This window comes from Aquincola tertiaricarbonis (assembly GCF_000969605.1).
GTDB lineage: Bacteria > Pseudomonadota > Gammaproteobacteria > Burkholderiales > Burkholderiaceae_C > Aquincola > Aquincola tertiaricarbonis.
Genome location: NZ_JZUE01000024.1, coordinates 61,877 through 85,299, shown reverse-complemented (window position 1 = coordinate 85,299; position 23,423 = coordinate 61,877). Strand labels below are relative to the sequence as shown.

The 23,423-nt window shown below is 69.0% G+C and carries 22 protein-coding genes and 1 pseudogene; 9 read left to right on the top strand and 14 right to left on the bottom strand.

Going from position 1 to position 23,423, the window contains the following annotated elements:
* The first annotated feature begins 154 nt into the window (after positions 1 to 154).
* Positions 155 to 523, top strand: a complete 369-nt coding sequence (locus VO99_RS22465; protein ID WP_046115172.1) for a DUF1428 domain-containing protein — start codon at positions 155 to 157, stop codon at positions 521 to 523.
* On the opposite strand, the gene VO99_RS22460 is transcribed toward VO99_RS22465, so the two are convergent.
* Positions 513 to 1,433: a LysR family transcriptional regulator gene (locus VO99_RS22460; RefSeq protein WP_046115171.1), complete on the bottom strand. Its 921-nt coding sequence runs from the start codon at positions 1,431 to 1,433 to the stop codon at positions 513 to 515. The two genes, VO99_RS22465 and VO99_RS22460, sit on opposite strands and share 11 nt — an antisense overlap.
* A 150-nt stretch (positions 1,434 to 1,583) precedes the next feature.
* Here VO99_RS22460 and VO99_RS22455 point away from each other — a divergent pair, with 150 nt between their 5' ends.
* The 3 genes and pseudogenes from VO99_RS22455 to VO99_RS31760 all read left to right on the top strand — a co-directional run bounded on the left by VO99_RS22455 (position 1,584) and on the right by VO99_RS31760 (position 2,957).
* Positions 1,584 to 2,351: an SDR family oxidoreductase gene (locus VO99_RS22455; protein WP_046115170.1), complete on the top strand. Its 768-nt coding sequence runs from the start codon at positions 1,584 to 1,586 to the stop codon at positions 2,349 to 2,351.
* A gap of 50 nt (positions 2,352 to 2,401) precedes the next feature.
* Positions 2,402 to 2,829, top strand: a pseudogene (locus tag VO99_RS22450) (VOC family protein).
* On the top strand, positions 2,829 to 2,957 hold the full coding sequence (locus VO99_RS31760) for a hypothetical protein (RefSeq protein ID WP_259374802.1): 129 nt from the start codon (positions 2,829 to 2,831) through the stop codon (positions 2,955 to 2,957). Before VO99_RS22450 ends, VO99_RS31760 begins: the two are co-directional and overlap by 1 nt.
* Positions 2,958 to 3,545: 588 nt before the next feature.
* Here the strand turns inward: VO99_RS31760 and VO99_RS22445 are convergent.
* The 8 genes from VO99_RS22445 to VO99_RS22410 all read right to left on the bottom strand — a co-directional run bounded on the left by VO99_RS22445 (position 3,546) and on the right by VO99_RS22410 (position 13,240).
* Positions 3,546 to 4,622, bottom strand: a complete 1,077-nt coding sequence (locus VO99_RS22445; protein ID WP_046115169.1) for an RES family NAD+ phosphorylase — start codon at positions 4,620 to 4,622, stop codon at positions 3,546 to 3,548.
* A gap of 165 nt (positions 4,623 to 4,787) precedes the next feature.
* Positions 4,788 to 5,936, bottom strand: coding sequence for a galactonate dehydratase (dgoD, locus tag VO99_RS22440; protein WP_046115168.1), 1,149 nt, complete (start codon positions 5,934 to 5,936; stop codon positions 4,788 to 4,790).
* Positions 5,933 to 6,880: a dihydrodipicolinate synthase family protein gene (locus VO99_RS22435; RefSeq protein WP_046115167.1), complete on the bottom strand. Its 948-nt coding sequence runs from the start codon at positions 6,878 to 6,880 to the stop codon at positions 5,933 to 5,935. The genes dgoD and VO99_RS22435 overlap by 4 nt, the downstream gene beginning before the upstream one ends.
* Before the next feature lie 11 nt (positions 6,881 to 6,891).
* Positions 6,892 to 8,631 carry an IlvD/Edd family dehydratase gene (locus VO99_RS22430; RefSeq protein ID WP_046115166.1) on the bottom strand — a complete coding sequence of 580 codons (1,740 nt, stop codon included), beginning with the start codon at positions 8,629 to 8,631 and terminating at the stop codon, positions 6,892 to 6,894.
* Positions 8,632 to 8,666: 35 nt separating this feature from the next.
* The gene (yjfF, locus tag VO99_RS22425; RefSeq protein WP_046115165.1) at positions 8,667 to 9,680 is read right to left on the bottom strand and encodes a galactofuranose ABC transporter, permease protein YjfF; all 1,014 of its coding nucleotides are present in this window, start codon (positions 9,678 to 9,680) and stop codon (positions 8,667 to 8,669) included.
* A complete protein-coding gene (locus VO99_RS22420) occupies positions 9,677 to 10,714 on the bottom strand; it encodes an ABC transporter permease (RefSeq protein ID WP_157039708.1) in 1,038 nt (345 codons plus the stop codon). The genes yjfF and VO99_RS22420 overlap by 4 nt, the downstream gene beginning before the upstream one ends.
* 4 nt (positions 10,715 to 10,718) lie before the next feature.
* A complete protein-coding gene (locus VO99_RS22415; RefSeq protein ID WP_046115190.1) occupies positions 10,719 to 12,245 on the bottom strand; it encodes a sugar ABC transporter ATP-binding protein in 1,527 nt (508 codons plus the stop codon).
* A gap of 26 nt (positions 12,246 to 12,271) precedes the next feature.
* Complete coding sequence (locus VO99_RS22410) at positions 12,272 to 13,240, bottom strand: ABC transporter substrate-binding protein (RefSeq protein WP_046115164.1); 969 nt, start codon at positions 13,238 to 13,240, stop codon at positions 12,272 to 12,274.
* 116 nt (positions 13,241 to 13,356) lie between these two features.
* Between VO99_RS22410 and VO99_RS22405 the strand changes: the two genes are divergently transcribed.
* The gene (locus VO99_RS22405) at positions 13,357 to 14,313 is read left to right on the top strand and encodes a LysR family transcriptional regulator (protein ID WP_046115163.1); all 957 of its coding nucleotides are present in this window, start codon (positions 13,357 to 13,359) and stop codon (positions 14,311 to 14,313) included.
* Here the strand turns inward: VO99_RS22405 and VO99_RS22400 are convergent, their stop codons facing one another.
* Positions 14,314 to 15,087, bottom strand: a complete 774-nt coding sequence (locus VO99_RS22400; RefSeq protein ID WP_046115162.1) for an SDR family NAD(P)-dependent oxidoreductase — start codon at positions 15,085 to 15,087, stop codon at positions 14,314 to 14,316.
* A gap of 120 nt (positions 15,088 to 15,207) precedes the next feature.
* Here VO99_RS22400 and VO99_RS22395 point away from each other — a divergent pair, with 120 nt between their 5' ends.
* Both VO99_RS22395 and VO99_RS22390 read left to right on the top strand, forming a co-directional pair.
* Positions 15,208 to 16,131 carry an SMP-30/gluconolactonase/LRE family protein gene (locus tag VO99_RS22395; RefSeq protein ID WP_046115161.1) on the top strand — a complete coding sequence of 308 codons (924 nt, stop codon included), beginning with the start codon at positions 15,208 to 15,210 and terminating at the stop codon, positions 16,129 to 16,131.
* Complete coding sequence (locus VO99_RS22390; RefSeq protein ID WP_046115160.1) at positions 16,118 to 17,056, top strand: aldose 1-epimerase; 939 nt, start codon at positions 16,118 to 16,120, stop codon at positions 17,054 to 17,056. The genes VO99_RS22395 and VO99_RS22390 overlap by 14 nt, the downstream gene beginning before the upstream one ends.
* 36 nt (positions 17,057 to 17,092) lie before the next feature.
* Here VO99_RS22390 and VO99_RS22385 read toward each other — a convergent pair whose 3' ends face one another.
* On the bottom strand, positions 17,093 to 17,845 hold the full coding sequence (locus VO99_RS22385) for an SDR family oxidoreductase (RefSeq protein ID WP_046115159.1): 753 nt from the start codon (positions 17,843 to 17,845) through the stop codon (positions 17,093 to 17,095).
* Positions 17,846 to 17,957: 112 nt separating this feature from the next.
* Between VO99_RS22385 and VO99_RS22380 the strand changes: the two genes are divergently transcribed.
* Together VO99_RS22380 and VO99_RS22375 are read left to right on the top strand one after the other, a co-directional pair.
* Complete coding sequence (locus VO99_RS22380) at positions 17,958 to 18,908, top strand: LysR family transcriptional regulator (RefSeq protein ID WP_046115158.1); 951 nt, start codon at positions 17,958 to 17,960, stop codon at positions 18,906 to 18,908.
* A 56-nt stretch (positions 18,909 to 18,964) separates the two neighbouring features.
* Entirely contained in the window at positions 18,965 to 20,416 is a 1,452-nt protein-coding gene (locus tag VO99_RS22375) for a PQQ-dependent sugar dehydrogenase (RefSeq protein ID WP_046115157.1), read from the top strand.
* On the opposite strand, the gene VO99_RS30955 is transcribed toward VO99_RS22375, so the two are convergent.
* From VO99_RS30955 to VO99_RS22360, 3 genes are all read right to left on the bottom strand, one after another.
* Positions 20,395 to 21,090: a hypothetical protein gene (locus tag VO99_RS30955; protein ID WP_046115156.1), complete on the bottom strand. Its 696-nt coding sequence runs from the start codon at positions 21,088 to 21,090 to the stop codon at positions 20,395 to 20,397. The two genes, VO99_RS22375 and VO99_RS30955, sit on opposite strands and share 22 nt — an antisense overlap.
* 73 nt (positions 21,091 to 21,163) lie before the next feature.
* Complete coding sequence (locus tag VO99_RS22365) at positions 21,164 to 22,165, bottom strand: Bug family tripartite tricarboxylate transporter substrate binding protein (protein WP_046115155.1); 1,002 nt, start codon at positions 22,163 to 22,165, stop codon at positions 21,164 to 21,166.
* A 40-nt stretch (positions 22,166 to 22,205) separates the two neighbouring features.
* The gene (locus tag VO99_RS22360; RefSeq protein ID WP_046115154.1) at positions 22,206 to 23,423 is read right to left on the bottom strand and encodes a CaiB/BaiF CoA transferase family protein; all 1,218 of its coding nucleotides are present in this window, start codon (positions 23,421 to 23,423) and stop codon (positions 22,206 to 22,208) included.

Genomic DNA, 23,423 nt, shown 5'->3' with positions numbered 1-23,423 from the left:
CATTGCAACAGGACCGCAGCGTGCCAGCCGAACGCGGCCGCGGCTATCGGGCGGCCGCCCCGGCGCTGTTGATTTCATAAGTTTTCATGGGGCGGGCGTGTCGATCGGGCGGGGTCTCGTTCGTCGTTCCACTCCACCACCCGAGGAGCCGACCATGGCCTACATCGACGGATTCGTGATCGCCGTACCCACTGCCAGCAAGCAGGCCTTCATCGACCATGCGCGCCACTTCGATGCGATGTTCATCGAGCTGGGTGCGCTGCGCGTGATCGAGGGCTGGGGCGACGACGTGCCCGACGGCAAGCTCACCGACTTCCGCCGCGCGGTGCAGGCCACGCCCGAGGAGACGGTGGCGTTCTCCTGGGTCGAATGGCCGGACAAAGCCACGCGCGACGCCGGCATGAAGAAGATGATGGAAGACCCGCGCATGGACCCGTCCACGCCGGGCAACCCGCCGATGCCCTTTGACGGCAAGCGCATGATCTTCGGCGGCTTCGAGGCGGTGGTCGAAGTCAAGGCCTGAGCGGCGCGGTGCCTGTTTCCCAATACGGGGGGTTTCCGAACGACTTGCGCAGGCAATCCACCAGTGCTCGCAGCTTGGCCGAGGCGCGGCGGCCCTCGGGGTGCGCGACGTAGATCGACTCCGGCGCGGCGGCTTCGCCGATCTGCACCTCGACCAGGCTGCCGGCCGCCAGCGCTGGGCCGGCGATGAAGGTGGGCAGCAGCGCCAGGCCCAGGCCGGCCAGCGTGGCGTCCAGCATCATGTCGCCGTTGTTCACGCGCAGGGCCGCGGGCGGCCGCTGGAAGGCGTCGCTGCGCACGTCCTCGAAGCGCCAGTCGGCGGCGCCGCGGTTCAGGTAGTAGACGGCGCGGTGCCGGCCCAGGTCGTCCAGCGACTTCGGCCGGCCCTGGCGCCGCAGGTACGCGGGCGAGGCCACCAGGCAGCGCCGGCTGCTGGCCAGCGTCCAGGCCACCAGCCGCGAATCGGCGATGGCGCCGTGCCGGATCACCGCATCGAAGCCCTCGGCCGAGGCATCCACCTGCCGGTCGTCCAGCTCCAGCGTGAGCGAGATGCCCGGGTGCTTCCTGAGGAAGGGGTACAGCGCCGGACCCAGGTGCAGGTGGCCGAAGGCGACGCCGGCCGACAGCCGCATCGGGCCGGTGAGCCGGCCGCGACGCTCGCCCAACTCGGCGGCGGCCTCGTCCACCTCGCGCAGGATGCGCAGCGCACGTTCCAGGAAGGCGGCGCCGTCCTCCGTCAGGCTCAGCTTGCGGGTGGTGCGGTGGAACAGCGGCGCGCCCAGGGCGCTTTCCAGGTCGGCCAGCCGTTCGCTGATCACCGACTTCGACAGCTGCAGCCGCCGCGCCGCCGCGCTCATCGAGCCTTCCTGCGCGGTGGCAACGAAGCTTGCGATGCCTTCCAGCTTGAGCATGCCTTTCTCCCGCCGCCGGCAGGGCGGCCCGGGCCGGATTGTCCGGTGAAACCGAACAGCAGAATCGCTGCGGAGCCGCTTATCGAAAGCACCTCGCCGCACCAGACTTCGCCCATCGATTCATCACGGACCCTTACAAGGAGATTGATCATGGGCAAGCGACTCGAAGGCAAGGTGGCGCTCATCACCGGCGCCAGTTCCGGCATCGGCCATGCATCGGCACTGCTGTTCGCCAGCGAAGGCGCACGGCTGGTGGTCGGCGCGCGCCGCGCCGCCGAGCTGGAACAGCTGGTGAAGGACATCCGCGCCGCGGGCGGCGACGCCGTGGCCCTGGCCGGCGACGTGCGGTCGGAGGCCTATGCCCGCGAGCTGGTGGCGCTGGCCGTCAGCCGCTATGGCCGGCTGGACGTGGCGTTCAACAATGCCGGCACGCTGGGCGAGGGCGGTGCCAGCACCGGCGTCTCGGAAGCGGGCTGGACCGACACGCTGGCCATCAACCTGACCGGCGCCTTCCTCGGCGCCAAGCACCAGATCGCGCAGATGCTGAAGAACGGCGGCGGCTCGGTCATCTTCACCTCCACCTTCGTCGGCTACACCGCGGCCTTTGCGGGCGTGGCGGCGTATGCGGCCAGCAAGTCGGGCCTGGTCGGGCTGACGCAGGCGCTGGCCACCGAATATGGCGCGCAGGGCGTGCGCGTGAACGCCATCCTGCCCGGCGCGGTGGACACGGCGATGTACCGCGAGATGAACGACACGCCCGAAGCGCAGAGCTTCCTGGCCGGCCTGCATGCGCTCAAGCGCGTGGGCACGCCGCAGGAACTGGCCCGCTCGGTGCTGTACCTGGCCTCGGACGACGCCAGCTTCGTCACCGGTACCGCTTCGCTGGTGGACGGCGGGGTGTCGATCAGCCGGGGGTGAGGGGCCGCGCGGGCATGGCAGCATCGCAGCTTCCATTCAGGAGGTTCACGATGGAAGCCATGCCGTTGCACCGCGGCCGGCTCATCGACCACATCCACCTGGTGGTGCGTGCCCGGCCGCCAGCAAGCGCTTCTACCGGGCCATGCTCGGCGCCCTCAAGCTGCCTATGGGCGGCGAGGGCGACGACCACTTCTGGGCCGACGAACTCTTCGTCTCCAGTGCCGAGAGCGAATCGGCCCAAGGCCACCTGACCGGCCGCCACCACCTGGCCTTCCAGGCGCAGGACGAAGCGATGGTCAAGGCCTTCCACGAAGCGGCCCTGGCCCATGGCGGCCAAGACAACGGCGCCCTCGGCCCGCGCAACTACCACCCCGGCTACTACGCCGCCTTCGCGCTGGACCCTGACGGCAACAACATCGAGGCCGTGTACCACGGGCCCGCCCGCCGCAGCGCGCCTTCGGTGCAGGTGGACTTCTGATGGCCGGCAAGGCGGGCAAGCCCACCGGGGAAGATGAGCACGCGGCGCTGCTGGCCACGCTGCAGCAGCGCTTCGAACAGCATCAGGCCAGCAACGTTGCTCTGCGCCGCACATCGGCGGTCACGTGAACCCACAAGGTCATCGCACGGACGAGCCGATCGAGGTGGTAATCGACGGGCCACCAGGCCGTTGCTGGCAAAGGGAAACTGGAAAAACGTGGATCTCATCGTAGCTGTCCACGACACCTTGTCCATGATTGAGGCCAGGGCGAATCGGCCCGGTCAACTGAGCGGTATCGAAGCAAGGTCGCGTGCTTGGAAGGGTCGCGGGCGGCAAGATTTTTGCCGTCAGCCATCAAGATATTGATTGTCGTAACGTTCCCGTCGAACCGAAGTTGCTAGTCCACAAATGAAGGCACTTCGTCGCGTGCCAAATTTTGCAACGCGGCAGGGAGGCGATGGATATGCCGCTTCACATGCCCGGCGCGCTAGCGCGAGCTTGTCCGTGCCGAATGAGCGAAGCTCTGCTGCATACTCATCTTGGACACTCATCAGCGGATGTGTCTCATCGCGTTAGCAGGGCGTCGGATCGACTCGCATCTCGCCCAGTTCGTCTGCTGCCCGGCTTGCAAAAATTCCTAGAGCGCGGCCTTCGCGTAATTCGCAAGTGGTGCGCCGCGGCCGCAGGATACTCAAACGCACTCAGATCGCATCAAGTCAATAGATCACCGGACCGAAGTGCCCCACATAGCCGATTTGGGTTAAGACCAACCGATTGATGCAGTGCACACGCACCGACCGATTCTCGAGTGGGCGCCCGAATAGAGCGAAGTTTGGAATTGTGAACGCGCGGCCGTACTCCTCAGCCTGCGGATGGAACTGACGCAGTGAAAGCCCGTAGGCTGTTTCGAACGGTCGCCCGCCCGTGCGAATCAAGCTGAAGAACGATGGATAGATCACGCCGTCGAACCCGGCATCTCTTGCTGATAGCGCAATCGTGCGGGAGATCTCGTAGGAGTGAGATCGCGCAAGGAAGAGCATGTGAATTGCCATGTCCAAGCTCTCAAACTCAGTCACCTCCTCCTTCAGAACGTGCGTCAGATCTAGCAGCCTCAAGTCCCGCTCTGGCTTTAGCGTCGCGACGAAGATCTCATCTTCGGCGGTTGCGCGGCACTCGTGAACGCAGATGTCGATGTCTTGAGAGCCATATAGGACGGGAAAGCCAATAGAGTCCAGCCGCCCTTTCCCCGCCAGTTGCGTCGGCGGGCTATCGTACTCGCCAGGGTCGTCAGGTTGTTGAGGGCCGACGCGGATGCGATAAAACGCGGAGTCTTTCGCTAATATCCGCTCCGGGTACTCCGTCAAAACACGCGCAATGACGCGTAACCGCTTCGAAGCATCTTGAAGATCCTTGAGTGGTTCGACCTCACCGACCATCCAAAGTCGCGGTCCATAGTGGAAGAACCCGATTTTCGCTGCCTCCTCAATCAGCCTGATGTCCCCCTTGAGCCATGGCGATGGGTAAATATCGCTCTTGCCGTAGTGGTCCTCGTTGAATTGAATAGCTGGAGCGCCACCGTAGTTTCCGAGAACTGTCGTGCCGCTGACAAAAAAACGCCAAGCTAGCGACTTAATGTCGTTCTTGGTGAGCTTCCGCCCGGCCGAGCTCTTGCAGTTCGGGCAATCGCCTTGCTCCTCACGGCCGTGTTTTGAGGCGTCGATACGGAGACCTTCATCCACAAAGCAGGCTGAGCAGAGGAGAGCGGCATCAATGTCGTCTTCAGCGGATTTCATTTCAAAGTAGGCGATGTTTTAGATGCAGACGGCCACGAACAACTGCTTTATAGCCGCTGGCGCTCAGATCTGTTTGGACTTTGACCCACAGCAACCGCTACACGGCGGAAGGTCGCGTTTCCATGCGACCCTCCGCTCTAGATGCCATTCGCAACGCCACGCCCCTCACCACTCCGCCACACTCCCATCCCCATGCCGCCAAACCGGGTTATGCCAATCCGGCGCCTCCCGGCTTGCATGCACCACCCGCTCCTCGTCAATCTCCACACCTAACCCGGGTAAAGGCAGAGCGCGCATATAGCCGCCCTCGATCCGGAAGTCGTCCTTGTTGATCACGTAATCCAGCAGATCCGCATCCCGGTTGTAGTGAATGCCCATGCTCTGCTCCTGCAGCACCGCATTCCAGGCCGTGAAGTCGACTTGCAGACACGCCGCCAGCGCGATCGGCCCCAGCGGGCAGTGCGGCGCGAAGGCCACGTCGTAGGCCTCGGCCATTGCGGCGATCTTGTGGCATTCGGTGATGCCGCCGGCATGTGACAGGTCGGGCTGCAGGATGGCGATGCCGCCTTCCTGCAGCACCCGCTTGAACTCGAAGCGTGAGTACATGCGCTCGCCCGCCGCCAGCGGAATGCTGGTGGCGGCGGCCAGGCGCGGGTAGTGCTCGGCCTGCTCGGCCAGCACCGGCTCTTCGACGAACAGCGGCTTGTAGGGCTCCAGGTCCTTCAGCAACCGCTTGGCCATCGGCGCTGCCACGCGGCCGTGGAAGTCGAGGCCGAAGCTCACCTGTGTACCCAGCGCTTCATGCACCGCGGCGATCTTGGCGACCGCGGCGTCCACCGCGCGCGGTGAGTCCAGCATCGCCATCTCTTCGGTGCCATTGAGCTTGAAGGTGTCGAAGCCGCCTTCCATCAGGCGCTGCATGTGCTCCACGATGTCGGCCGGCCGGTCGCCGCCCACCCAGCTGTACACCTTCATGCGGTCGCGCACCTTGCCGCCCAGCAGCTGGTACACCGGCACGCCCAGGGCCTTGCCCTTGATGTCCCACAGCGCCTGGTCGATGCCGGCGATGGCGCTCATCAGGATGGCGCCGCCGCGGTAGAAGTGGCTGCGGTACATGGTCTGCCACAGGTCGTTGATGTCGGCCGGGTCGCGGCCCACCAGCGTCTCGGCGAACTCGTGCACCGCTGCTTCCACGGTGCGGGCGCGGCCTTCGATCACCGGCTCGCCCCAGCCGCTGATGCCCTCGTCGGTCTCGATCTTCAGGAACATCCAGCGTGGCGCCACGCGGAAGGTCTGCAGCCTCGTGATCTTCATGCCGCGCGCGCTCCGGCCCAGCGCAGCACCAGCGGGTCGAGCCGGCGCGCGGTGTCGAGCAGGCCTTCGCGCACCTCGGGCGACAGCGGCTGCCAGGGGTGGCGCGGCGCATCGCAGTCGATGATGCCGCCAGCCTTCATCAGTGCCTTGGCCGCGAGGAAGCCGGCCTGCCGGTTCTCCACGTTGATCAGCGGCAGCCAACGCTGGTACAGCGCAAAGGCCTCGTCGCGCCGGCCCTCGCGGTGGGCGGTGATGATGGGCTTCAGGCCATCGGCAAAGGCGCCGCCGGTCATTGCGCCGGTGGCGCCGGCGTCCAGGTCAGCCAGCAGGGTAATGCCTTCCTCGCCGTCCCACGGGCCTTCGATGGCTTCGCCGCCCAGGCGGATCAGCTCGCGCAGCTTGGTGGCCGCGCCCGCGGTCTCGATCTTGAAGTACGCCAGGTGCTCGATCTCCTGCGCCATGCGGGCCAGCAGCACGGCGGGCATCGGCGTGCCGCTGGCGGGGGCGTCCTGCACCATGATCGGGATGCCGATGGCGTCCGACAGCCGGGCATAGAACTCGTAGATCGCCGCCTCGCCCACGCGGAAGGTGGCGCCGTGATAGGGCGGCATCACCATCACCATCGCCGCGCCCATGTCCTGCGCGCGGCGGCTGCGGGCCGCGCACACCGCGGTGCTGGTATGGGTGGTGGTGACGATCACCGGCACGCGGCCGGCCACGTGTTCCAGCACCGTGCGGGTGAGCAGCTCGCGCTCGTCGTCGGCCAGCAGGAACTGCTCCGAGAAGTTGGCCAGGATGCAGATGCCGTCCACGCCGCTGTCGATCATGAAGTCGATGCAGCGGCGCTGGCTGGGCAGGTCCAGCGTGCCGGTCTCGGTGAAGGTGGTGGGCGCCACCGGGAAGATGCCGCGAAAGCGCGGGTGGCTCAGTCCGGGTCGGGTCATGGCCGGTGTGCTCAATGCGAGTGGCGGGGCACCGCATTGCCGCGGCAGCCCACGAGAAAGTCGAAGTCGCAGCCTTCGTCGGCCTGCAGCACATGGTCGATGTACAGCCGCTCGTAGCCGCTGCGGCGGCCGGCATGTGGGCTTTCGCCGCTCAAGGCGGCCATGCGGTCGGCCATCTCGGCTTCGCTGATGTCCAGGTGCAGCCGGCCCTCGAAGCAGTCCAGCTCGATCCAGTCGCCGTCGCGCACGATGGCCAGCGGGCCGCCGGCCGCGGCCTCGGGCGCCACATGCAGCACCACGGTGCCATAGGCGGTGCCGCTCATGCGGGCGTCGCTGATGCGCACCATGTCGGTCACGCCCTGGCGCAGCAGCTTGGGCGGCAGGCCCATGTTGCCCACCTCGGCCATGCCGGGGTAGCCGCGCGGGCCGCAGTTCTTCATCACCATCACCGAGCTGGCGTCCACGTCCAGGCTCTCGTCGACGATGCGCTCCTTGTAGTGCTCCAGGTTCTCGAACACCACGGCACGGCCGCGGTGGCGCAGCAAGGCGGGCGTGGCGGCCGAGGGCTTGAGCACCGCGCCGTTGGGCGACAGGTTGCCGCGCAGCACGCGGATGCTGCCGTCGCGCATCAGCGGCCGCTCGATCGGGCGGATGACTTCGTCATTCACGCTGGGCGCGTCCTTCACGTTCTGCCACAGGCTGCGGCCGTTGACGGTGAGCGCATCGGGGTGCGGCAGCAGGCCATGCTCGCCCAGGCGTCGCAGCACCGCGGGCAGGCCGCCGGCGTAATAGAACTCCTCCATCAGGAAGCGGCCCGAAGGCATCAGGTCGACCAGCGTGGGCGTGTCGCGGCCGATGCGGGTCCAGTCCTCCAGCGCCAGCGGCACGCCGATGCGCCCGGCGATGGCCTTGAGGTGGATCACCGCATTGGTGGAGCCGCCGATGGCCGCGTTCACGCGGATCGCGTTCTCGAAGGCTTCGCGGGTGAGGATCTTGGACAGGGTGAGGCCTTCGCGCGCCATCTCCACCGCGCGCATGCCCGACATCTGCGCCAGCACGTAGCGGCGCGAATCCACCGCCGGAATGGCCGCGTTGTGCGGCAGGCTGGTGCCCAGCGCCTCGGCCATGCAGGCCATGGTGCTGGCGGTGCCCATGGTGTTGCAGGTGCCTGCCGAGCGCGACATGCCGCCTTCGGCCGACAGGAACTGGTGCAGGTCGATGGTGCCGGCCTTCAGCGATTCATGCAGCTGCCACACCGCGGTGCCCGAGCCGATGTCCTTGCCGTCGAGCTTGCCGTTGAGCATCGGCCCGCCGGTGACGACGATGGCCGGCACGTCGCAGCTGGCCGCGCCCATCAGCAGCGCGGGCGTGGTCTTGTCGCAGCCGGTGAGCAGCACCACCGCGTCGATCGGGTTGCCGCGGATGGCTTCCTCCACGTCCATGCTGGCGAGGTTGCGCGTGAGCATCGCGGTGGGCCGCAGGTTGGATTCGCCGTTGGAGAACACCGGGAACTCCACCGGGAAGCCGCCGGCCTCGGAGATGCCGCGCTTGACGTGCTCGGCGATCTTGCGGAAGTGGGCATTGCAGGGCGTCAGCTCGCTCCAGGTGTTGCAGATGCCGACGATCGGGCGGCCGTCGAACTCATGGTCGGGGATGCCCTGGTTCTTCATCCAGCTGCGGTACATGAAGCCGTTCTTGTCGGCGGTGCCGAACCATTCGGCGGATCGCAGCTTGCGCGGTTGGTCCGGCATGGCGGAAAGGTCCTGTGGTGGAAAGAGGAGAGCGCTCAGCGCCGCGGCGGGCGTGAGGTGATGAAGCGCTGCAGCAGGCAGAAGACGAACAGCAGCGCGCCGATGACGATGCGGGTCCACCAGGAGCTGAGCGTGCCGTCGAAGGAGATCAGCGTCTGGATGATGCCCAGCGTGAGCACGCCGAACAGCGTGCCCACCACGTAGCCCACGCCGCCGGTGAGCAACGTGCCGCCGATCACCACCGCGGCGATGGCGTCCAGCTCCAGGCCCACCGCATGCAGGCCGTAGCCCGACAGCATGTAGAAGGTGAACACCACGCCGGCCAGCGCCGAGCACAGGCCCGACAGCGTGTACACCGCCACCACCGTGCTGCGCACCGGCAGGCCCATCAGCACCGCCGAATGCTCGTTGCCGCCGATGGCGTACACCGTGCGGCCGAAGGGCGTGCAGTGCGCGAGGAACACCGCCGCCAGCACCACCACGATGGCGATGAGCGCGCCCACCGATAGCGAGGCCTCCTCGCCCAGCGGCAGCCTGTACTGCGACAGCGCGGCATAGCTGCCTTCGGTGATGCTGATGGAATCGATGCTGATGAGGTAGCACAGTCCGCGCGCCATGAACATGCCGGCCAGCGTGACCACGAAGGGCTGCAGCCGGAAGCGCTCGATCAGCAGCCCCTGGAAGGCGCCGAAGGCCGTGCCCATCAGCAGCACCAGCGGGATGACCACGGCCGGGTGCCACTGCCGGTGTTCCACCAGCGCGGCCGACACCATGGTGGTGAGCGCGATCACCGAGCCCACCGACAGGTCGATGCCGCCCGACAGGATGACGAAGGTCATGCCCACCGCCACGATCACCAGGAAGGCGTTGTCGATCAGCAGGTTGAGGAAGACCTGCGCCGAGAAGAAGGCGTCGTAGCGCAGCGCGCCCAGCGTGGCCATTGCGAAGAACAGCGACACCGTGGCCGCCAGGGGCAGGTACTTGGGATTGAGGCGCAGCAGGGGCCGGGCCGGCGCGGGGGCCGCGGTGCGCGGGATGGTGGCCGTCATGCCCGCAGCTCCCGCACCGCCGGCCGGCGTACCGCGCTGCGCACGGTGGCGCGGAACTCGGGCGACTGCAGCAGCATCACCACGAACACCACCGCGGCCTTCACCACCAGGTTGATCTCGGGCGGCACGCCCAGCGAGTAGATGGCGTAGGTCAGCGTCTGGATGATGAGCGCGCCGATCACGCTGCCGGCCAGGCTGAAGCGCCCGCCCGCCAGCGCGGTGCCGCCCAGCGTCACCGCCAGGATGGCGTCCAGCTCCAGCAGCTGTCCGGCATTGTTGCCATCGGCACTCTTCACGTTGGAGCTGATGAGCAGCCCGGCGATGCCGGCGCACAGGCCGCAGAAGGCATACACGCCCAGCACCAGCCGCCGCGAGCGGATGCCGGCCACGCGCGCGGCCGTGGGGTTGATGCCCACCGCCTGGATGAACAGGCCCAGCGCCGTGCGGGTGACCGCCAGGTGCAGCAGCAGGTAGAGGCCGCCGGCGATGAACAGCGAGAACGGCAGCCCCAGCAGCCAGCCGCCGCCGATGAAGAAATAGGGCGCGTAGTAGATGGTGATGATCTGGCCGTCGGTGATCAGCTGCGCGATGCCGCGGCCGGCCACCATCAGGATCAGCGTGGCCACGATGGGCTGCATGCCGATGCGCGCCACCAGCAGCCCGTTCCACAGGCCGCACACCAGCGCCACGCCCAGCGCGGCCAGGATGGCGGCCCACATCGGATAGCGGCTGGCGCCGCCCGAGACGGCCCCGCCGATCATCCAGGCCGCCACCGCGGCGGCAATGGCCACCACCGCGCCCACCGAGATGTCGATGCCGCGGGTGGCGATCACCAGCGTCATGCCCAGCGACACCAGCACCAGCGGCGCGGCGCGGTTGAGGATGTCGACCAGGCTGCCGTACAGGTGGCCGTCGCGCCACTCCACGTGCAGGAAGCTGGGGTTGAAGGCGGCATTCACCGCCAGCAGCAGCACCAGCGTGAGCAGCGGCCACAGCAGCCGGTGGCGGGAGGAGGGCATGTCCATCGTGGCCATGGCGTCAGGCCGCCTGCGCGGCGATCATCTCCAGCACCTGGCCTTCGCTGCTGCCGCCGGGCAGCTCGCCCACCTTGCGGCGGTCGCGCAGCACCACGATGCGATGGGCCACCCGCACCACCTCGCTGATCTCCGACGAGATGAAGACCACGGCCATGCCGGCCTGCGCCAGCCTGAGGATGTGCTCCATGATCTCCTGCTTGGCGGCCACGTCGATGCCGCGGGTGGGTTCGTCCAGGATCAGCAGCCGCGGCTCGGTGGCGAGCCAGCGGGCGATCATCGCCTTCTGCTGGTTGCCGCCCGACAGCAGGCCGATGGGTATCTCGATGCTGGCCGTCTTGATGCCCAGCATCTGCACGAAGCGCTCGGCCATCGCCGCCTGGTCGGCGGCCGACAGCGTGCGCCGCATGCCGCGCCGCGCCTGCAACGCCAGCACGATGTTCTCGCGCACCGACAGCTCGGCCACGATGCCGTCGGTCTTGCGCTCTTCCGGGCACAGCGCCAGGCCGTGGCGGATGGCGTCCGACGGATCCGCGAAGCTCACGGCCTGGCCGTCGATGCGCAGCATGCCGCGGTCGGGCGTGGCCAGGCCGAACAGCAGCCGCGCGGTCTCGGTGCGGCCGGCGCCCAGCAGCCCGGCCAGGCCCAGCACCTCGCCGGCACGCACCTGCAGGTCGATGGGCAGCAGCTGGCCCGCCTGGCCCAGGCCCTCGGCCTGCAGCAGCGGCGCCTGCCGCGCATCGAAGGCGGGCAGGGCGGCCGGTTGGCTGGCCTGCTCGGCCAGCTCGCGGCCCAGCATGGCGGCGATCAGCGCGGCCGGCCCCAGCTCGGCGGCCGGCCATTCGCCCACGCAGCGGCCGTTGCGCAGCACGGTGATGCGGTTTGACACGGCATACACCTGGTTCAGGAAGTGGGTGACGAAAACGATGGCCAGGCCCTCGGCCCGCAGCCGGCGCAGCACCTCGAACAGCTTCTGCACCTCGTCGTCGTCCAGGCTGCTGGTGGGCTCGTCCAGGATCAGCACCTTGGCCTGCACGCCCAGCGCGCGGGCGATGGCCACCATCTGCTGCACCGCCACCGGGTAGCTGGACAGCAGCCGCGTCACGTCGATCTGCAGCCCGATGCGGCCCAGCAGCTGCGCGGCGCGGCGGTGCACCTCGGCCCAGTCGATGCGCCAGCCCTGCGCGGCACCGCGGCGCGGATAGCGGCCGGCGAAGACGTTCTCGGCCACCGACAGGTTGGGGCAGAGGTTCACCTCCTGGTACACGGTGCTGATGCCCAGCCGCTGTGCCTGCAGCGGGGTGGCGGGGCGGATCTCGCGGCCCTCCAGCTGCATGCGGCCGCCATCGTTGGCCAGCACGCCGGTGAGCACCTTGATCAGCGTGCTCTTGCCGGCGCCGTTCTGCCCCATCAGCGCGTGGATCTCGCCGGGGTACAGGCGCAGCGAGATGTCGTCCAGCACCGTGACGCCGGCGAACTGCTTGCGGATGCCATGCAGCTCGAGCAGTGGCTGCGCTGGGTTGCTGGCCATGCCGGCTCCGCCCATCAGCCGCGGCATCAGTACTTGCGCTTCGGAAATTCCTTGGCCGCCACCTCCATCGGGAAGATGCCTTCCTCGGTGACGATGCGCTTGGGCACCTGCTTGCCGGCCTTGATGTCCTTGATCACCGACATCAGCTGCGGCCCCAGCAGCGGGCTGCATTCCACCGACACGTTGAGCTTGCCGGCGATCATGGCCTCGAATGCGCCCTTCACGCCGTCGATGGAGATGATGATGATGTCCTTGGCCGGCTTCAGGCCCGCTTCCTCGATGGCCTGGATGGCGCCGATGGCCATGTCGTCGTTGTGCGCGTACAGCACGTTGATCTTCTTGCCCTCGGCCTTCAGGAAGGCTTCCATCACCTCCTTGCCCTTGGCGCGGGTGAAGTCGCCGGTCTGCGAGCGCACGATCTTGAACCTGGGATCGGCCGCGATGATTTCCTCGAAGCCCTTCTTGCGGTCGATGGCCGGGGCGGAGCCCACGGTGCCCTGCAGCTCCACGATGTTGACCGGGCCGGCCTGGCCCTTCATCTTGTCCACCAGCCAGCGGCCGGCCTTGCGGCCTTCCTCGGTGAAGTCGGAACCGATGAAGGTGACGTACAGCGAATCGTCCTTGGCATTGACCGCGCGGTCGGTCAGCACCACCGGGATCTTGGCGTTCTTGGCTTCGCGCAGTACCGTCTCCCAGCCCGACTCCACCACCGGCGAGAAGGCGATCACGTCCACCTTCTGCGCGATGAAGGAGCGGATGGCCTTGATCTGGTTCTCCTGCTTCTGCTGCGCGTCGGAGAACTTCAGGTTGATGCCCGCGTCCTTCGCGGCCTGCTTGATCGACTCGGTGTTGGCGGTGCGCCATTCGCTTTCGGCGCCCACCTGGCTGAAGCCCAGCACCAGCGGCTTGTCGGCGCTGAAGGCGCGTCCGGGCAGCAGCGCGGCCAGCGTCGCGGCGGCGGCAAGCGTGTTGAAGGATCTGCGGTTGGATGCCATGGGTCGTCTCCGTCGTTGTGCAGCCAGTGTGAGACGAAAAACAATATGCTTCCAATAGTTTTTTGCGCACAATCCATATCCATGGAAGCATTCGCACAAACCCCGATGAGCCGCCGATGAGCACCGCACCCTGGTTCATCCGCCTGCGCCTGAAGACGCGGCAGCTGCTGCTGCTGGTCACGCTGGCCGAGGAGGGCAACATCCACCGCGCCGCGCAGGTGCTGAACATGACGCAGCCCGCCGCCTCCAAGCTGCTGAAGGACCTGGAGGACGTGCTGGAGGTGTTGCTGTTCGACCGGCTGCCGCGCGGCATGCGGCCCACCTGGTATGGCGAGACGATGATCCGCCACGCCCGCGAAGCGCTGGCCAGCCTGCACCGCGCGCATGACGAGCTGTCGGCCTTGAAGGCCGGCCGCTTCGGCCAGGTGAGCGTGGGCGCCGTCACCTCGCCGGGGCTGGTGCTGCTGCCGCCGGCGGTGGCGCTGGTCAAGCGCGACCAGCCCAGCCTGCGGGTGGCCATCGACATCGAGACCAGCCCGGTGCTGCTGGAGCGGCTGGACCAGGGCCGGCTGGACGTGGTGGTGGCCCGCCTGTTCGCCGGCCACGACAACGCCAACCTGCGATACGAATCGCTCACCGGCGAGGCGGTGGTGGCCATCGGCCGGCCGGGCCATCCGCTGGTCCGGCAGCCCGGGCTGACCCTGCGCGACGTGGTGGACGCCGGCTGGATCGTGCCGCCGGCCGGCAGCATGCTGCGCCACCGCTTCGACCTCACCTTCCAGGAGGCCGGGCTGGCGCCGCCGGCCAACGTGGTGGAGACGGCGGCGCTGCTGTTCATCACCGGCATGCTCCAGCGCAGCGACATGATCTCGGTGCTGGCGGCCGACGTGGCGCGGTACTACGAGTCGCACGGCATCGTCTCGGTGCTGCCGCTGGAGCTGCCCTGCCACATGGACGACTTCGGCATCATCACCCGCACCGACCGCGAGGCCTCGCCCGCCGTCAAGGTGATGCTGCAGGCGCTGAAGACCGCCAGCCTGACGCTCTACGGCCGGCGGCTGGAGTCGGTCTAGCTACACCCAGCCGGCGTCCACGGTGAACTCCTGCGCGGTGCACATCGCCGCGTCGTCGGAGGCCAGGAACAGCACCATCGCCGCGATGTCCTGCGGCTGCAGCTTGCCGGGCAGGCACTGGTTGCGCTGCAGTTCCTGCTCGCCGGCCTCGTCCAGCCACAGCGCGATCTGCCGCTCGGTCATCACCCAGCCGGGCGACACGGTGTTGATGCGGATGCGGTCGGCGCCCAGCGTCTTGGCCAGCCCGCGCGTCAGGCCGTTCACCGACGACTTGGCGATGGCATAGCAGGGGTAGCCGCTGCCCTTGGCCTGCCAGCCGGTGGAGCCCAGGTTGACGATGGCACCGCCGCCGTGCCGCCGCATGCCCGGCACCACGGACTGGATGGCGAACAGCGCCGGCCGCTGGTTGATGGCGATGCGCTCGTCGTAGTAGGCCGGCGTCACCGATTCCAGCGTGTGGCGGTCGTCGCTGGCCACGTTGTTCACCAGCACCGAGAAGTCGCCGAGCGCCTGCGCCGCCTCGGCGATGGCCTGCTGCAGCGCCGGGATGTCGCGCACGTCGCAGCGCTGCCACCACGGCGCCGCATGGCCCGCCTCGGCGATGCGGCCGGCCAGCTGCCGGCTGGCCGCCTCGTCGATGTCGACGAAGGCCACCCGGGCGCCCTGGGCGGCAAAGCCCTGCACGATGGCCGCGCCAATGCCGCTGCCGCCGCCGGTGACGAACACGTTGCGGCCTTGCAGGCTGGGGTAGCGGGTGGCGTCGGCTGGTGGCATGCAGGTCTCCGGTGGTATTGCAACTTGAGTATCGAAGCATCGCGAAAATACGGCTTCTGATAATCAATATGCCTTGCTAGCATCGGCCGCGTCAAGCAGCACAACAAGCAGGAGACATCCATGCCGTTCGACATTGCCGGTGACGCGGTGCGCTGTGTGTGGCCGGCCGCCGCAGCGCTGGGGGAGGGCACCACCTGGTCCGAGCAGCGGCAGGCCGTGTGGTGGGTGGACATCCTCGGCGGGCAACTGATGCTGTACAGCCCCGGCAGCGGCAGCCGGCGCAGCTGGGCCATCGGCGGCCATGTCTCGGCCGTGGCGGAATATGCCGAGGGCCCGTCGCTGCTGCTCACGCTGCGCCACGGCTTTGCCCGCTTCGATCCTGAACTGCCCGGTGCGCAGCCGCAGCTGCTGCATGCGCCGGCGGGCGAGCCCGCGGGCAACCGTTTCAACGATGGCAAGTGCGATGCGGCCGGCCGCTTCTGGGGCGGCACCATGGACTTCGACTGCGAGGCCGCCAGCGGCGCGCTGTACCGCTATGGCGCGGACGGGCACTGCAGCCGCGTGGATGCCGGCTACGTGGTGGTCAACGGCCCGACCTGGTCACAGGACCAGCGGCGCATGTACGTGGCCGATACGCCGCTCAACCGCATCCATGTGTTCGATGTCGACATGGCCAGCGGCCAGCCGTCCCGCAAGCGCCCCTGGCTGAGCCTGCCGGCGGGCGACGGTCTGCCCGACGGCATGACCACCGATGCACAGGGCCGGCTGTGGATCGCCCACTGGGGCGGCGGCTGCGTCAGCTGCCACGATGCCGACAGCGGCGCCGAGCTGGGCCGCATCCGCCTGCCGGCGCAGCACATCACCAACTGCAGCTTTGGTGGCCCGGGGCTGCAGACGCTGTTCATCAGCAGCGCCCGCACCGGGCTGGACGAGGCGCAGCTGCAGGCGCAGCCGCTGGCCGGTGCGCTGTTCGCGGTGGACCTGGCCGGCCTGGCCTCCGGCCTGCTGCCGCACCGCTTCGGAGGCCCGCATGACCACGCCTGAAGACACCCGTTTCCAGTCGGAGGCCCATGAGGTGCTGTGGCTGCGCGCCGGCGAGCAGCGCCTGGGCCTTCTGCCCACGCTGGGCGGCGCGGTGGCCGCCTGGCAATGCGGCACGCCGCAGGGCATGGTGAACCTGTGGCGCCCCTGGGATGGCGGCACCGACCTCTACCGCTGCGCGAGTTTTGCGATGGTGCCCTGGTCCAATCGGATCAGCGGCGGCAGCTTCGAAAGTGCGCCGGGCCGCTTCCATGCCATGCAGCCCAATCGCCAGGGCGAGCCGTATCCGATCCACGGCGATGGCTGGCTGCAGCCCTGGCAGGTGGCCGAGCATGGCCCGGCCCATGCCACCCTGGTGCTCACCTCCTTCGAGCACGGCGGCAACCCGCATCACTACGAGGCCACGCAGCGCTTCGCGCTGGACGCCGAAGGCCTGGACCAGGTGCTCACGGTGCGCCACCTGGGCACCGAGCCGCTGCCCTATGGCCTGGGCGTGCACCCGTGGTTCGAGCGCACGCCCCGCACCCGGCTGCAGGCGCCGGTGCAGGGTGTGTGGCTGAGCGGTGACGACCCGATTCCCACCGGCTACAGCACGCAGCTGCCCGATGACTGGAACCTGAGCGCGGGCATCGAAGCCCACGGCAGCTTCATCGACAACGCCTTCGGCGGCTGGGCCGGCACCGCCCGCATCGAATGGCCCGAGCGCGGCATCGCGCTGGCGTTGCACATGCCCGGCTTCGACCCGGGCGCAGCGGCCGACGCCCGCTGCTGCCTGGTGTACCGGCCGCCCCGGGGCGATGCCTTCTGCTTCGAGCCGATCACCCATCCCATCGATGCCTTTCACCTGCCCGGCCGACCCGGCCTGCGGCTGCTGCAGCCTGGCGACAGCCTGAGCCTGCGCATGCGGTGGTCGGTGCATGCGCTGTGAGGGCGTGGCAGCAATGCGGCGTCCGCCCGGGGCGGATCACACCTGCGTCATGCCGCCGTCGGCGAACAGCTCGACGCCGTTGACGAAGCTGCTGTCGTCGCAGGCGAGGAACACCGCCGCCTTGGCGATCTCGTCGGTGGTGCCGACGCGGCCGAGCGGGATCGTGCGGGCCTGCATCTCGATGAAGCCGGCCAGCTGCTCGCCCTGGAGTCCCAGCAGCTCGTAGGCCGGCGTCGGCACCACGCCAGGGCTGAGCACGTTGACGCGGATGCCCGCCTCCTTCAGGTCCAGCATCCAGCTGCGTGCCAGGTTGCGTACCGCCGCCTTGCTGGCGCTGTAGATGCTGAAGCCGGGCGTGCCCTTGATCGAGGTGGTCGAGGCATTCAGCACGATGGTGGCGCCCCTGGGCATCAGCGGCAGCGCCTTCTGCACCGTGAACACCAGGCCGCGCACATTGGTGTTGAAGATGCTGTCGAAGTGCTCCTCGGTGATCTGGCCCAGCGGCGCCACCTGGCCGCCGCCGGCATTGGCGAAGAGCACGTCGAGCCGGCCCTGGTCGCGCTGGATCGTGGCGTACAGCCGGTCGAGGTCGGCCAGGTCGGACACGTCGCTGCGCACGCCGGTCACGTTGCCGCCGATCTCTTCCACCGCGGCGTCCAGGTGTGCCTGGCGGCGGCCGGTGACGAAGACATGCGCGCCTTCGGCGACGAAGCGCTTGGCGGTGGCCAGGCCGATGCCGCTGGTGCCGCCGGTGACGAGGGCGATCTTGCCGGTGAGTCTGGAAGTCATGGGGGTCTGCCTTGCTGGTGTGTTCAGGAGCGATGCAGTGTGGAAGCGCGATACCCATCGGCCAAGCCGCTGGCCGGCACCGCTCTGTTTCCAATCTGCCAATAATCCGCCGATGGACCAGATCACCGCCATGCGGGTCTTCGCCCGCGTCGTTGAGGCCGGCAGCTTCACCCGCGCGGCCGACCAGCTGCAGATGCCCAAGCCCAGCGTGACCAAGCTGGTCCAGCGGCTGGAGGCGCGGCTCAAGGTCAAGCTGCTGCAACGCACGACCCGGCGGGTGACGGTCACGCCGGAAGGCGCGGCCTACTACCAGCGCACCGCGCGCGTGCTGGCCGAACTGGAGGAGATCGAATCCGACCTGACGCAGGAACGCACCAACCCCAGAGGTTGCGTGCGCGTGGACGTCGGCTCGGTGGTCGCCAACCTGATCCTGATGCCGCGGCTGCCGGCCTTCTACAAGCGTTATCCGCAGGTGCAGATCGCGCTGGGTGTCAGCGACCGGCCGGTGCATCTGGTGGGCGAAGCGGTGGACTGTGTGATCCGCGGCGGCGCGATGACCGACCAGTCCCTGGTGGCCCGCCGCATCGCGCAGATGGCGTTCACCACGGTCGCCTCGCCGGCCTACCTGGCGCAGCACGGCACCCCCGCCAACCCGCAGGAGCTGCTGGATGGCCGTCATGCCATGGCCAACTACTTCTCGGCCGCGTCCGGCCGCATCGTGCCGGCGGTGTATGTGCGCGGCGACCAGCGGTTCGAGATCGCCGCCCAGGGCCCGATCTCGGTCAACGAGAGCACGGCGCACCTGAACGCCGCGCTGACCGGCCTGGGCCTGGTGCAGACCTTCGGCCCCATCGTGCAGCCGCACATCGACACCGGCGCCCTGGTGGAGGTGCTGGCCGACTGGGCGCCGCCGCCGATGCCGTTCCACGTGGCCTATCCGGCCAACCGCCACGTCAGCGCCAAGCTGCGGGTCTTCGTGGACTGGGTGGTCGAGGTGTTCAAGCCGTACAACGCGGGACGTGCTGCGGCCGCATCGATGGCCTTGCCCCGCGGCACGACCTAGGGGTTCAACCGCCCAGGCCCATGGACTAGGCTCGATGCGCTTCGAGGAGCGGTGCCATGAAGAGCCTGTCCCGCGTGGTCGCGATCGCCACCGCCCTGCTGGGCACCTTCGCGCCCTGCCTGGCGCAGACGGTGGCGGACCCGGCGCTGGTCGTCACGCCGTATGCCACCGGCCTGCTGCAGCCGGTGGGCCTGGTGTTCATCGGGCCAGGCGATGCCCTGGTGATCGAGAAGGCGTCGGGCCGGGTGCGGCGCGTGGTCAACGGCGTGGTGCAGGCCGCGGCGGTGCTGGACCTGCCGGTCAATTCCAGTTCGGAGCGCGGGCTGCTGGGCATCGCGCTGCATCCGCAGTTCCCCGCTGTGCCCTCGGTGTACCTGCTGTGGACCGAAAGCGCCACCGGTGCCGACAGCGTGGACGTGTCGGCCACGCCGGCGCTGGGCACGCGGCTGGACCGCTGGACCTGGAACGGCAGCCAGCTGGTGTTCAACCAGAAGCTGCTGAGCCTGCGCGCGCGGCAGACCGACAACGTGCCGGTGCCCGGGCATGAAGGCACGCAGAACGCGGCCGAGCGGGGCAACCACAACGGCGGCCAGTTGCGCTTCGGGCCCGATGGCAAGCTGTATGTCTTCGTCGGCGACCTCGGCCGGCGCGGCTGGATGCAGAACCTGGGCAGCGGCCCGTTCGTGGCCGAGCCGCTGGTGGACGACACCCTGGGCGGGCCGGCGCCGGACGCGGCGCACCTGTCCGGCGTGGTGCTGCGGTTGAATGCCGATGGCAGCGTGCCGGCCGACAACCCGTTCTTCGCGCTGGGCAGCAGCCTGGGTGGCGACGTGGGCGCACAGCTCACGCGGGTGTATTCATACGGCCATCGCAACGGCTTCGGCATGGACTTCGACCGCGCCAGCGGCCTGCTGTGGCTGACCGAGAACGCGGACGATGCCTTCAGCGAACTCAATGCGGTGACGCCCGGCATGAATGGCGGCTGGATCCAGGTGGCCGGGCCCTTGTCGCGCCTGGCGGAGTTCAAGCGCATCGAGACGCTGTCGTTCGGCTCCTCGCTGCAGCAGACCCGCTACCCGCCCACCCGCATCGCCTACACCGCCGCGCTGGCCCGCTCCCGCATGGTGATGTTGCCGGGCGCCACCTACCGCGACCCGCAGCTCAGCTGGCGCTACGAGGTGGCGCCGGCCGGCGCGGCCTTCGTCCACGGCAACGGCCTGGGCACCCCGTACACCGGCACGCTGTGGCTGGGCACCGCCACCGACAGCAACAGCCGCCTGTATTGCCTGCGCCTGACGGCCGACCGGCGGTCGGTGGACACCAGCGCCGATCCGCGGCTGGCCGACGGCGTGGTGGACAACCTGGCCAAGTACGACGCCACCGAGGCCGAGAGCCTGGTCATCGGCCAGGGCTTCGGCGCCACGCCGGATATCCGCGAAGGTCCTGACGGCGCGCTGTACGTCGTCTCGTTGAGCCGAGGCACGGTCTACCGCATCGCCCTGCGCTGAAGGAGTGTCGCCATGCAAGCACCCGCCGCTTTCCATCGCCTGCTGGGGTCGGCCGCGTTGTGCGGTGCGCTGGCCGCCACGGGGGCGCCGGCGCAGGCCGTGCTGGTCAATGGCGGTTTCGAGTCGGGCCTGGACGGCTGGACCGTCGCCGACCGGCCGGGCAGCGACGGCGGCTTCCGCAGCCAGTCCGGCAGCGGCAGCCCGCTGACCGCCAGCCCGGTGGCCGCGCCGCCGCAAGGCACCCGCGCCGCGATGAGCGATGCCGAAGGGCCGGGCGCCCATGTGCTGTACCAGGACTTCGTGGTGCCGGCCGGCGTGTCGACGGCGCTGCTGTCGTTCCAGCTGTACGTTCGCAACGAAGCGGGCGAGGCCTTCGTGCCCGAGACCCTGGCCTTCGCCACGCCCGCGCTCAACCAGCAGGTGCGGGTGGATCTGCTGCTGCCGTCGGCCGACGTCTTCGCCACCGACAGCCTGCAGCCGCTGTACCGCAGCACGCCCGGCACCGCCGGCCAGGCCGCGTACCAGCTGCTGTCGTTCGACGTCGCGGCCGTGCTGCAGGCCCACGAGGGCCAGACGCTGCGGCTGCGCTTCGCGGACACCAACAACGTGGCCCTGCAGAACGTCGGCGTGGACGCGGTGAACCTGGCCGTCAGCGTGGTGCCGGAGCCGGCCACGGCCGGGATGCTGGCGCTGGGCCTGGCAGGCTGCCTCGTGCCGGGCCTCTGGCGGCGCCGGCGGGCGGCGGCCTCAGTCCAGCCGCACGTTGGCCTTGCGCACGATGGCGGCGTACTTGTCCAGTTCGCTGCGCAGGAACGGGCCGGCCTGCTCCGGCGTGCCCAGGCGGATGACGTTGCCCTGCCGGTCCATCATCTCCTTGACCTCGGGGCTGGCAAAGGTGGCGGCCAGCGCGCCATGCAGGCGCTGCACCACCGGCGCGGGCAGGCCCTTGGGCCCCAGCATCGCGAACCAGGCATCCACCACATAGGCCGGCAGGCCCTGCTCGGTAAAGGTAGGGATCTCCTTGGCGGCCGGCACGCGCTCGGCGGTGGTCAGGCCGATGGCGCGCAAGGCGCCGCTGCGCAGATGCGGCTGGGCGGTGGGCAGGGCCACCACCGCGAAGTCGATCTGCCCGCCCACCAGGTCTGAGACCATGGGTCCCACGCCCTTGTACGGAATGTGGCGCGCCTTGGTGCCCGTCTCGTCCAGCAGCAGCTCGGCCGCCAGGTGCAGGATGGTGCCGTTGCCGCCCGAGCCATAGGTCAGGTCGGTCGGCCGGGCCTTGAGCAGCGCGAGGAAGCCCTGCGCATCCGTCACCTGCCAGCGCGGATGCACCACCAGCACCATCGGCGTGGTGCCGCACACGGCCACCGGCGTGAAGTCACCGGGCATCTGGAACGGCAGCGACTTGTAGACGCTGGGAAAGATGACCACGTTGTTCGACACCAGGCTCAGCGTGTGGCCGTCGGGTGTCGCGCGGGCCAGCTGCTGCAGGCCGACGATGCCGCCGGCCCCGGGCTGGTTGTCCACCACGATGGAGGCGCCCAGCGCCTTGCCCAGGGCGTTCTGCATGGCGCGGGCGATGGCATCCACGCCCGATCCCGCCGCATGGGGCAGCACCAGCCGCACGGCGGCAGGCGTGTCGGCGGCCCGGGCCGTGCGCGCCAGGGGCAGGGTGGCCGCTGCCGCAAGGGCGACTGCGCTGCGCAGGCATTGGCGCCGTGTCGCATGGAGGGTCAGGTCGTGGGTCATCGTTGTCTCCGTTTTGTGGAAGGGTCCGGGGCCGCTGCGCTCAGCGCGCGCAGCCCGCAACGCGCAGGGCCTCGACCTGCGCCGGGTCGTAGCCCACGCTGGCGAGCAGGCCGTCGGTGTGCTCGCCCAGCCGGGGGGGCTGCAGCCGCACGCCGGCACGCCGGCCGTCCAGCGTGAAGGGCAGCAGCGTGGTCTTGGCCGTTTGCCCGGCGCGGGCGCCGTCGGGCAGCACCACGTCGGCCAGGCCGCCGCTGGCCAGCAGGTGCGGATCGTCCAGCAGTTCCTCGGGCCGGCGGATGGGCGCAAACGGCAGGCCGGCGGCTTCCATCAGCGCAGCCAGCTCCGCCGCGCTGCGGTGGGCCAGGCGCTCGGCCAGGGTGCGCAGCAGCTGCGGCCGCAGGTTCACCCGCTGGTGGTTGGTGGCCAGCGCAGCGTCCTGCAGCAGGTCGTCCAGGCCCAGCGCGCGGCAGAACAGGCGCCACTGGGCGTCGCTCACCGCCGCCAGGAAGATCTGCTCGCCGCCGGCCACGGTGAACACGTCGTACACCGCCCACGGGTTGTCGCGGGCCGGCATGGGTTGCGGCGGCCGGCCGGTCACCGCGTACTGCAGTATGTGCTGGCCCATCAGGAACACGTTGTTCTCGAACAGTGCGCTCTGCACCTCCGTGCCGCGGCCGGTGATGCCGCGCTGGATGAGCGCGCCCATCACCGCGATGGCGCCGAACAGGCCGCCCATGATGTCGTTGACGCTGGTGCCGGCCCGCACCGGGTCGCCCGGCCGCCCGGTCATGTAGGCCAGGCCGCCCATCATCTGCACCACCTCGTCCAGCGCGGTGCGCCGCTCGTAGGGGCCGGGCAGGAAGCCCTTGTGGCTGGCATAGATGAGCCGCGGGTTGGCGGCGCACAGGCTCGGGAAATCGAGTCCGTACTTGGCCATCGTGCCCGGCTTGAAGTTCTCGATCACCACGTCGGCGCTGGCGGCCAGGCGACGTGCCGCCTCGGCCCCGGCGGGGGTGTGCAGGTCCAGCCCGATGCTCTTCTTGTTGCGGTTGAACATGGGGAAGAAGCCGCTGCCGGCGCCCTGCAGCGTGCGCGTGCCTTCGCCGGCCACCGGCTCCACCTTGATGACCTCGGCGCCCAGGTCGGCCAGCACCATGCCGCAGGTCGGGCCCATCACCATGTGGGTGAACTCCACCACTCGCAGCCCCTGCAGCGGCAGGGCGGTGGTGTTCGCTTGTTCTTGCAGGATGTCGGTCAT

Coding starts and splice junctions, on each gene's coding strand:
- VO99_RS22460 (WP_046115171.1), bottom strand. CDS start 1,433: ATGCTCAAGCTGGAAGGCATCGCAAGCTTCGTTGCCACCGCGCAGGAA.
- VO99_RS22420 (WP_157039708.1), bottom strand. CDS start 10,714: ATGGCCACGATGGACATGCCCTCCTCCCGCCACCGGCTGCTGTGGCCG.
- VO99_RS22365 (WP_046115155.1), bottom strand. CDS start 22,165: ATGACCCACGACCTGACCCTCCATGCGACACGGCGCCAATGCCTGCGC.
- VO99_RS22375 (WP_046115157.1), top strand. CDS start 18,965: ATGAAGAGCCTGTCCCGCGTGGTCGCGATCGCCACCGCCCTGCTGGGC.
- VO99_RS22430 (WP_046115166.1), bottom strand. CDS start 8,631: ATGCCGGACCAACCGCGCAAGCTGCGATCCGCCGAATGGTTCGGCACC.
- VO99_RS22455 (WP_046115170.1), top strand. CDS start 1,584: ATGGGCAAGCGACTCGAAGGCAAGGTGGCGCTCATCACCGGCGCCAGT.
- VO99_RS22380 (WP_046115158.1), top strand. CDS start 17,958: ATGGACCAGATCACCGCCATGCGGGTCTTCGCCCGCGTCGTTGAGGCC.
- VO99_RS22465 (WP_046115172.1), top strand. CDS start 155: ATGGCCTACATCGACGGATTCGTGATCGCCGTACCCACTGCCAGCAAG.
- VO99_RS22390 (WP_046115160.1), top strand. CDS start 16,118: ATGACCACGCCTGAAGACACCCGTTTCCAGTCGGAGGCCCATGAGGTG.
- VO99_RS22415 (WP_046115190.1), bottom strand. CDS start 12,245: ATGGCCAGCAACCCAGCGCAGCCACTGCTCGAGCTGCATGGCATCCGC.
- VO99_RS22400 (WP_046115162.1), bottom strand. CDS start 15,087: ATGCCACCAGCCGACGCCACCCGCTACCCCAGCCTGCAAGGCCGCAAC.
- VO99_RS31760 (WP_259374802.1), top strand. CDS start 2,829: ATGGCCGGCAAGGCGGGCAAGCCCACCGGGGAAGATGAGCACGCGGCG.
- dgoD (WP_046115168.1), bottom strand. CDS start 5,936: ATGAAGATCACGAGGCTGCAGACCTTCCGCGTGGCGCCACGCTGGATG.
- yjfF (WP_046115165.1), bottom strand. CDS start 9,680: ATGACGGCCACCATCCCGCGCACCGCGGCCCCCGCGCCGGCCCGGCCC.
- VO99_RS22385 (WP_046115159.1), bottom strand. CDS start 17,845: ATGACTTCCAGACTCACCGGCAAGATCGCCCTCGTCACCGGCGGCACC.
- VO99_RS22405 (WP_046115163.1), top strand. CDS start 13,357: ATGAGCACCGCACCCTGGTTCATCCGCCTGCGCCTGAAGACGCGGCAG.
- VO99_RS22410 (WP_046115164.1), bottom strand. CDS start 13,240: ATGGCATCCAACCGCAGATCCTTCAACACGCTTGCCGCCGCCGCGACG.
- VO99_RS22435 (WP_046115167.1), bottom strand. CDS start 6,880: ATGACCCGACCCGGACTGAGCCACCCGCGCTTTCGCGGCATCTTCCCG.
- VO99_RS22445 (WP_046115169.1), bottom strand. CDS start 4,622: ATGAAATCCGCTGAAGACGACATTGATGCCGCTCTCCTCTGCTCAGCC.
- VO99_RS22395 (WP_046115161.1), top strand. CDS start 15,208: ATGCCGTTCGACATTGCCGGTGACGCGGTGCGCTGTGTGTGGCCGGCC.
- VO99_RS22360 (WP_046115154.1), bottom strand. CDS start 23,423: ATGACCGACATCCTGCAAGAACAAGCGAACACCACCGCCCTGCCGCTG.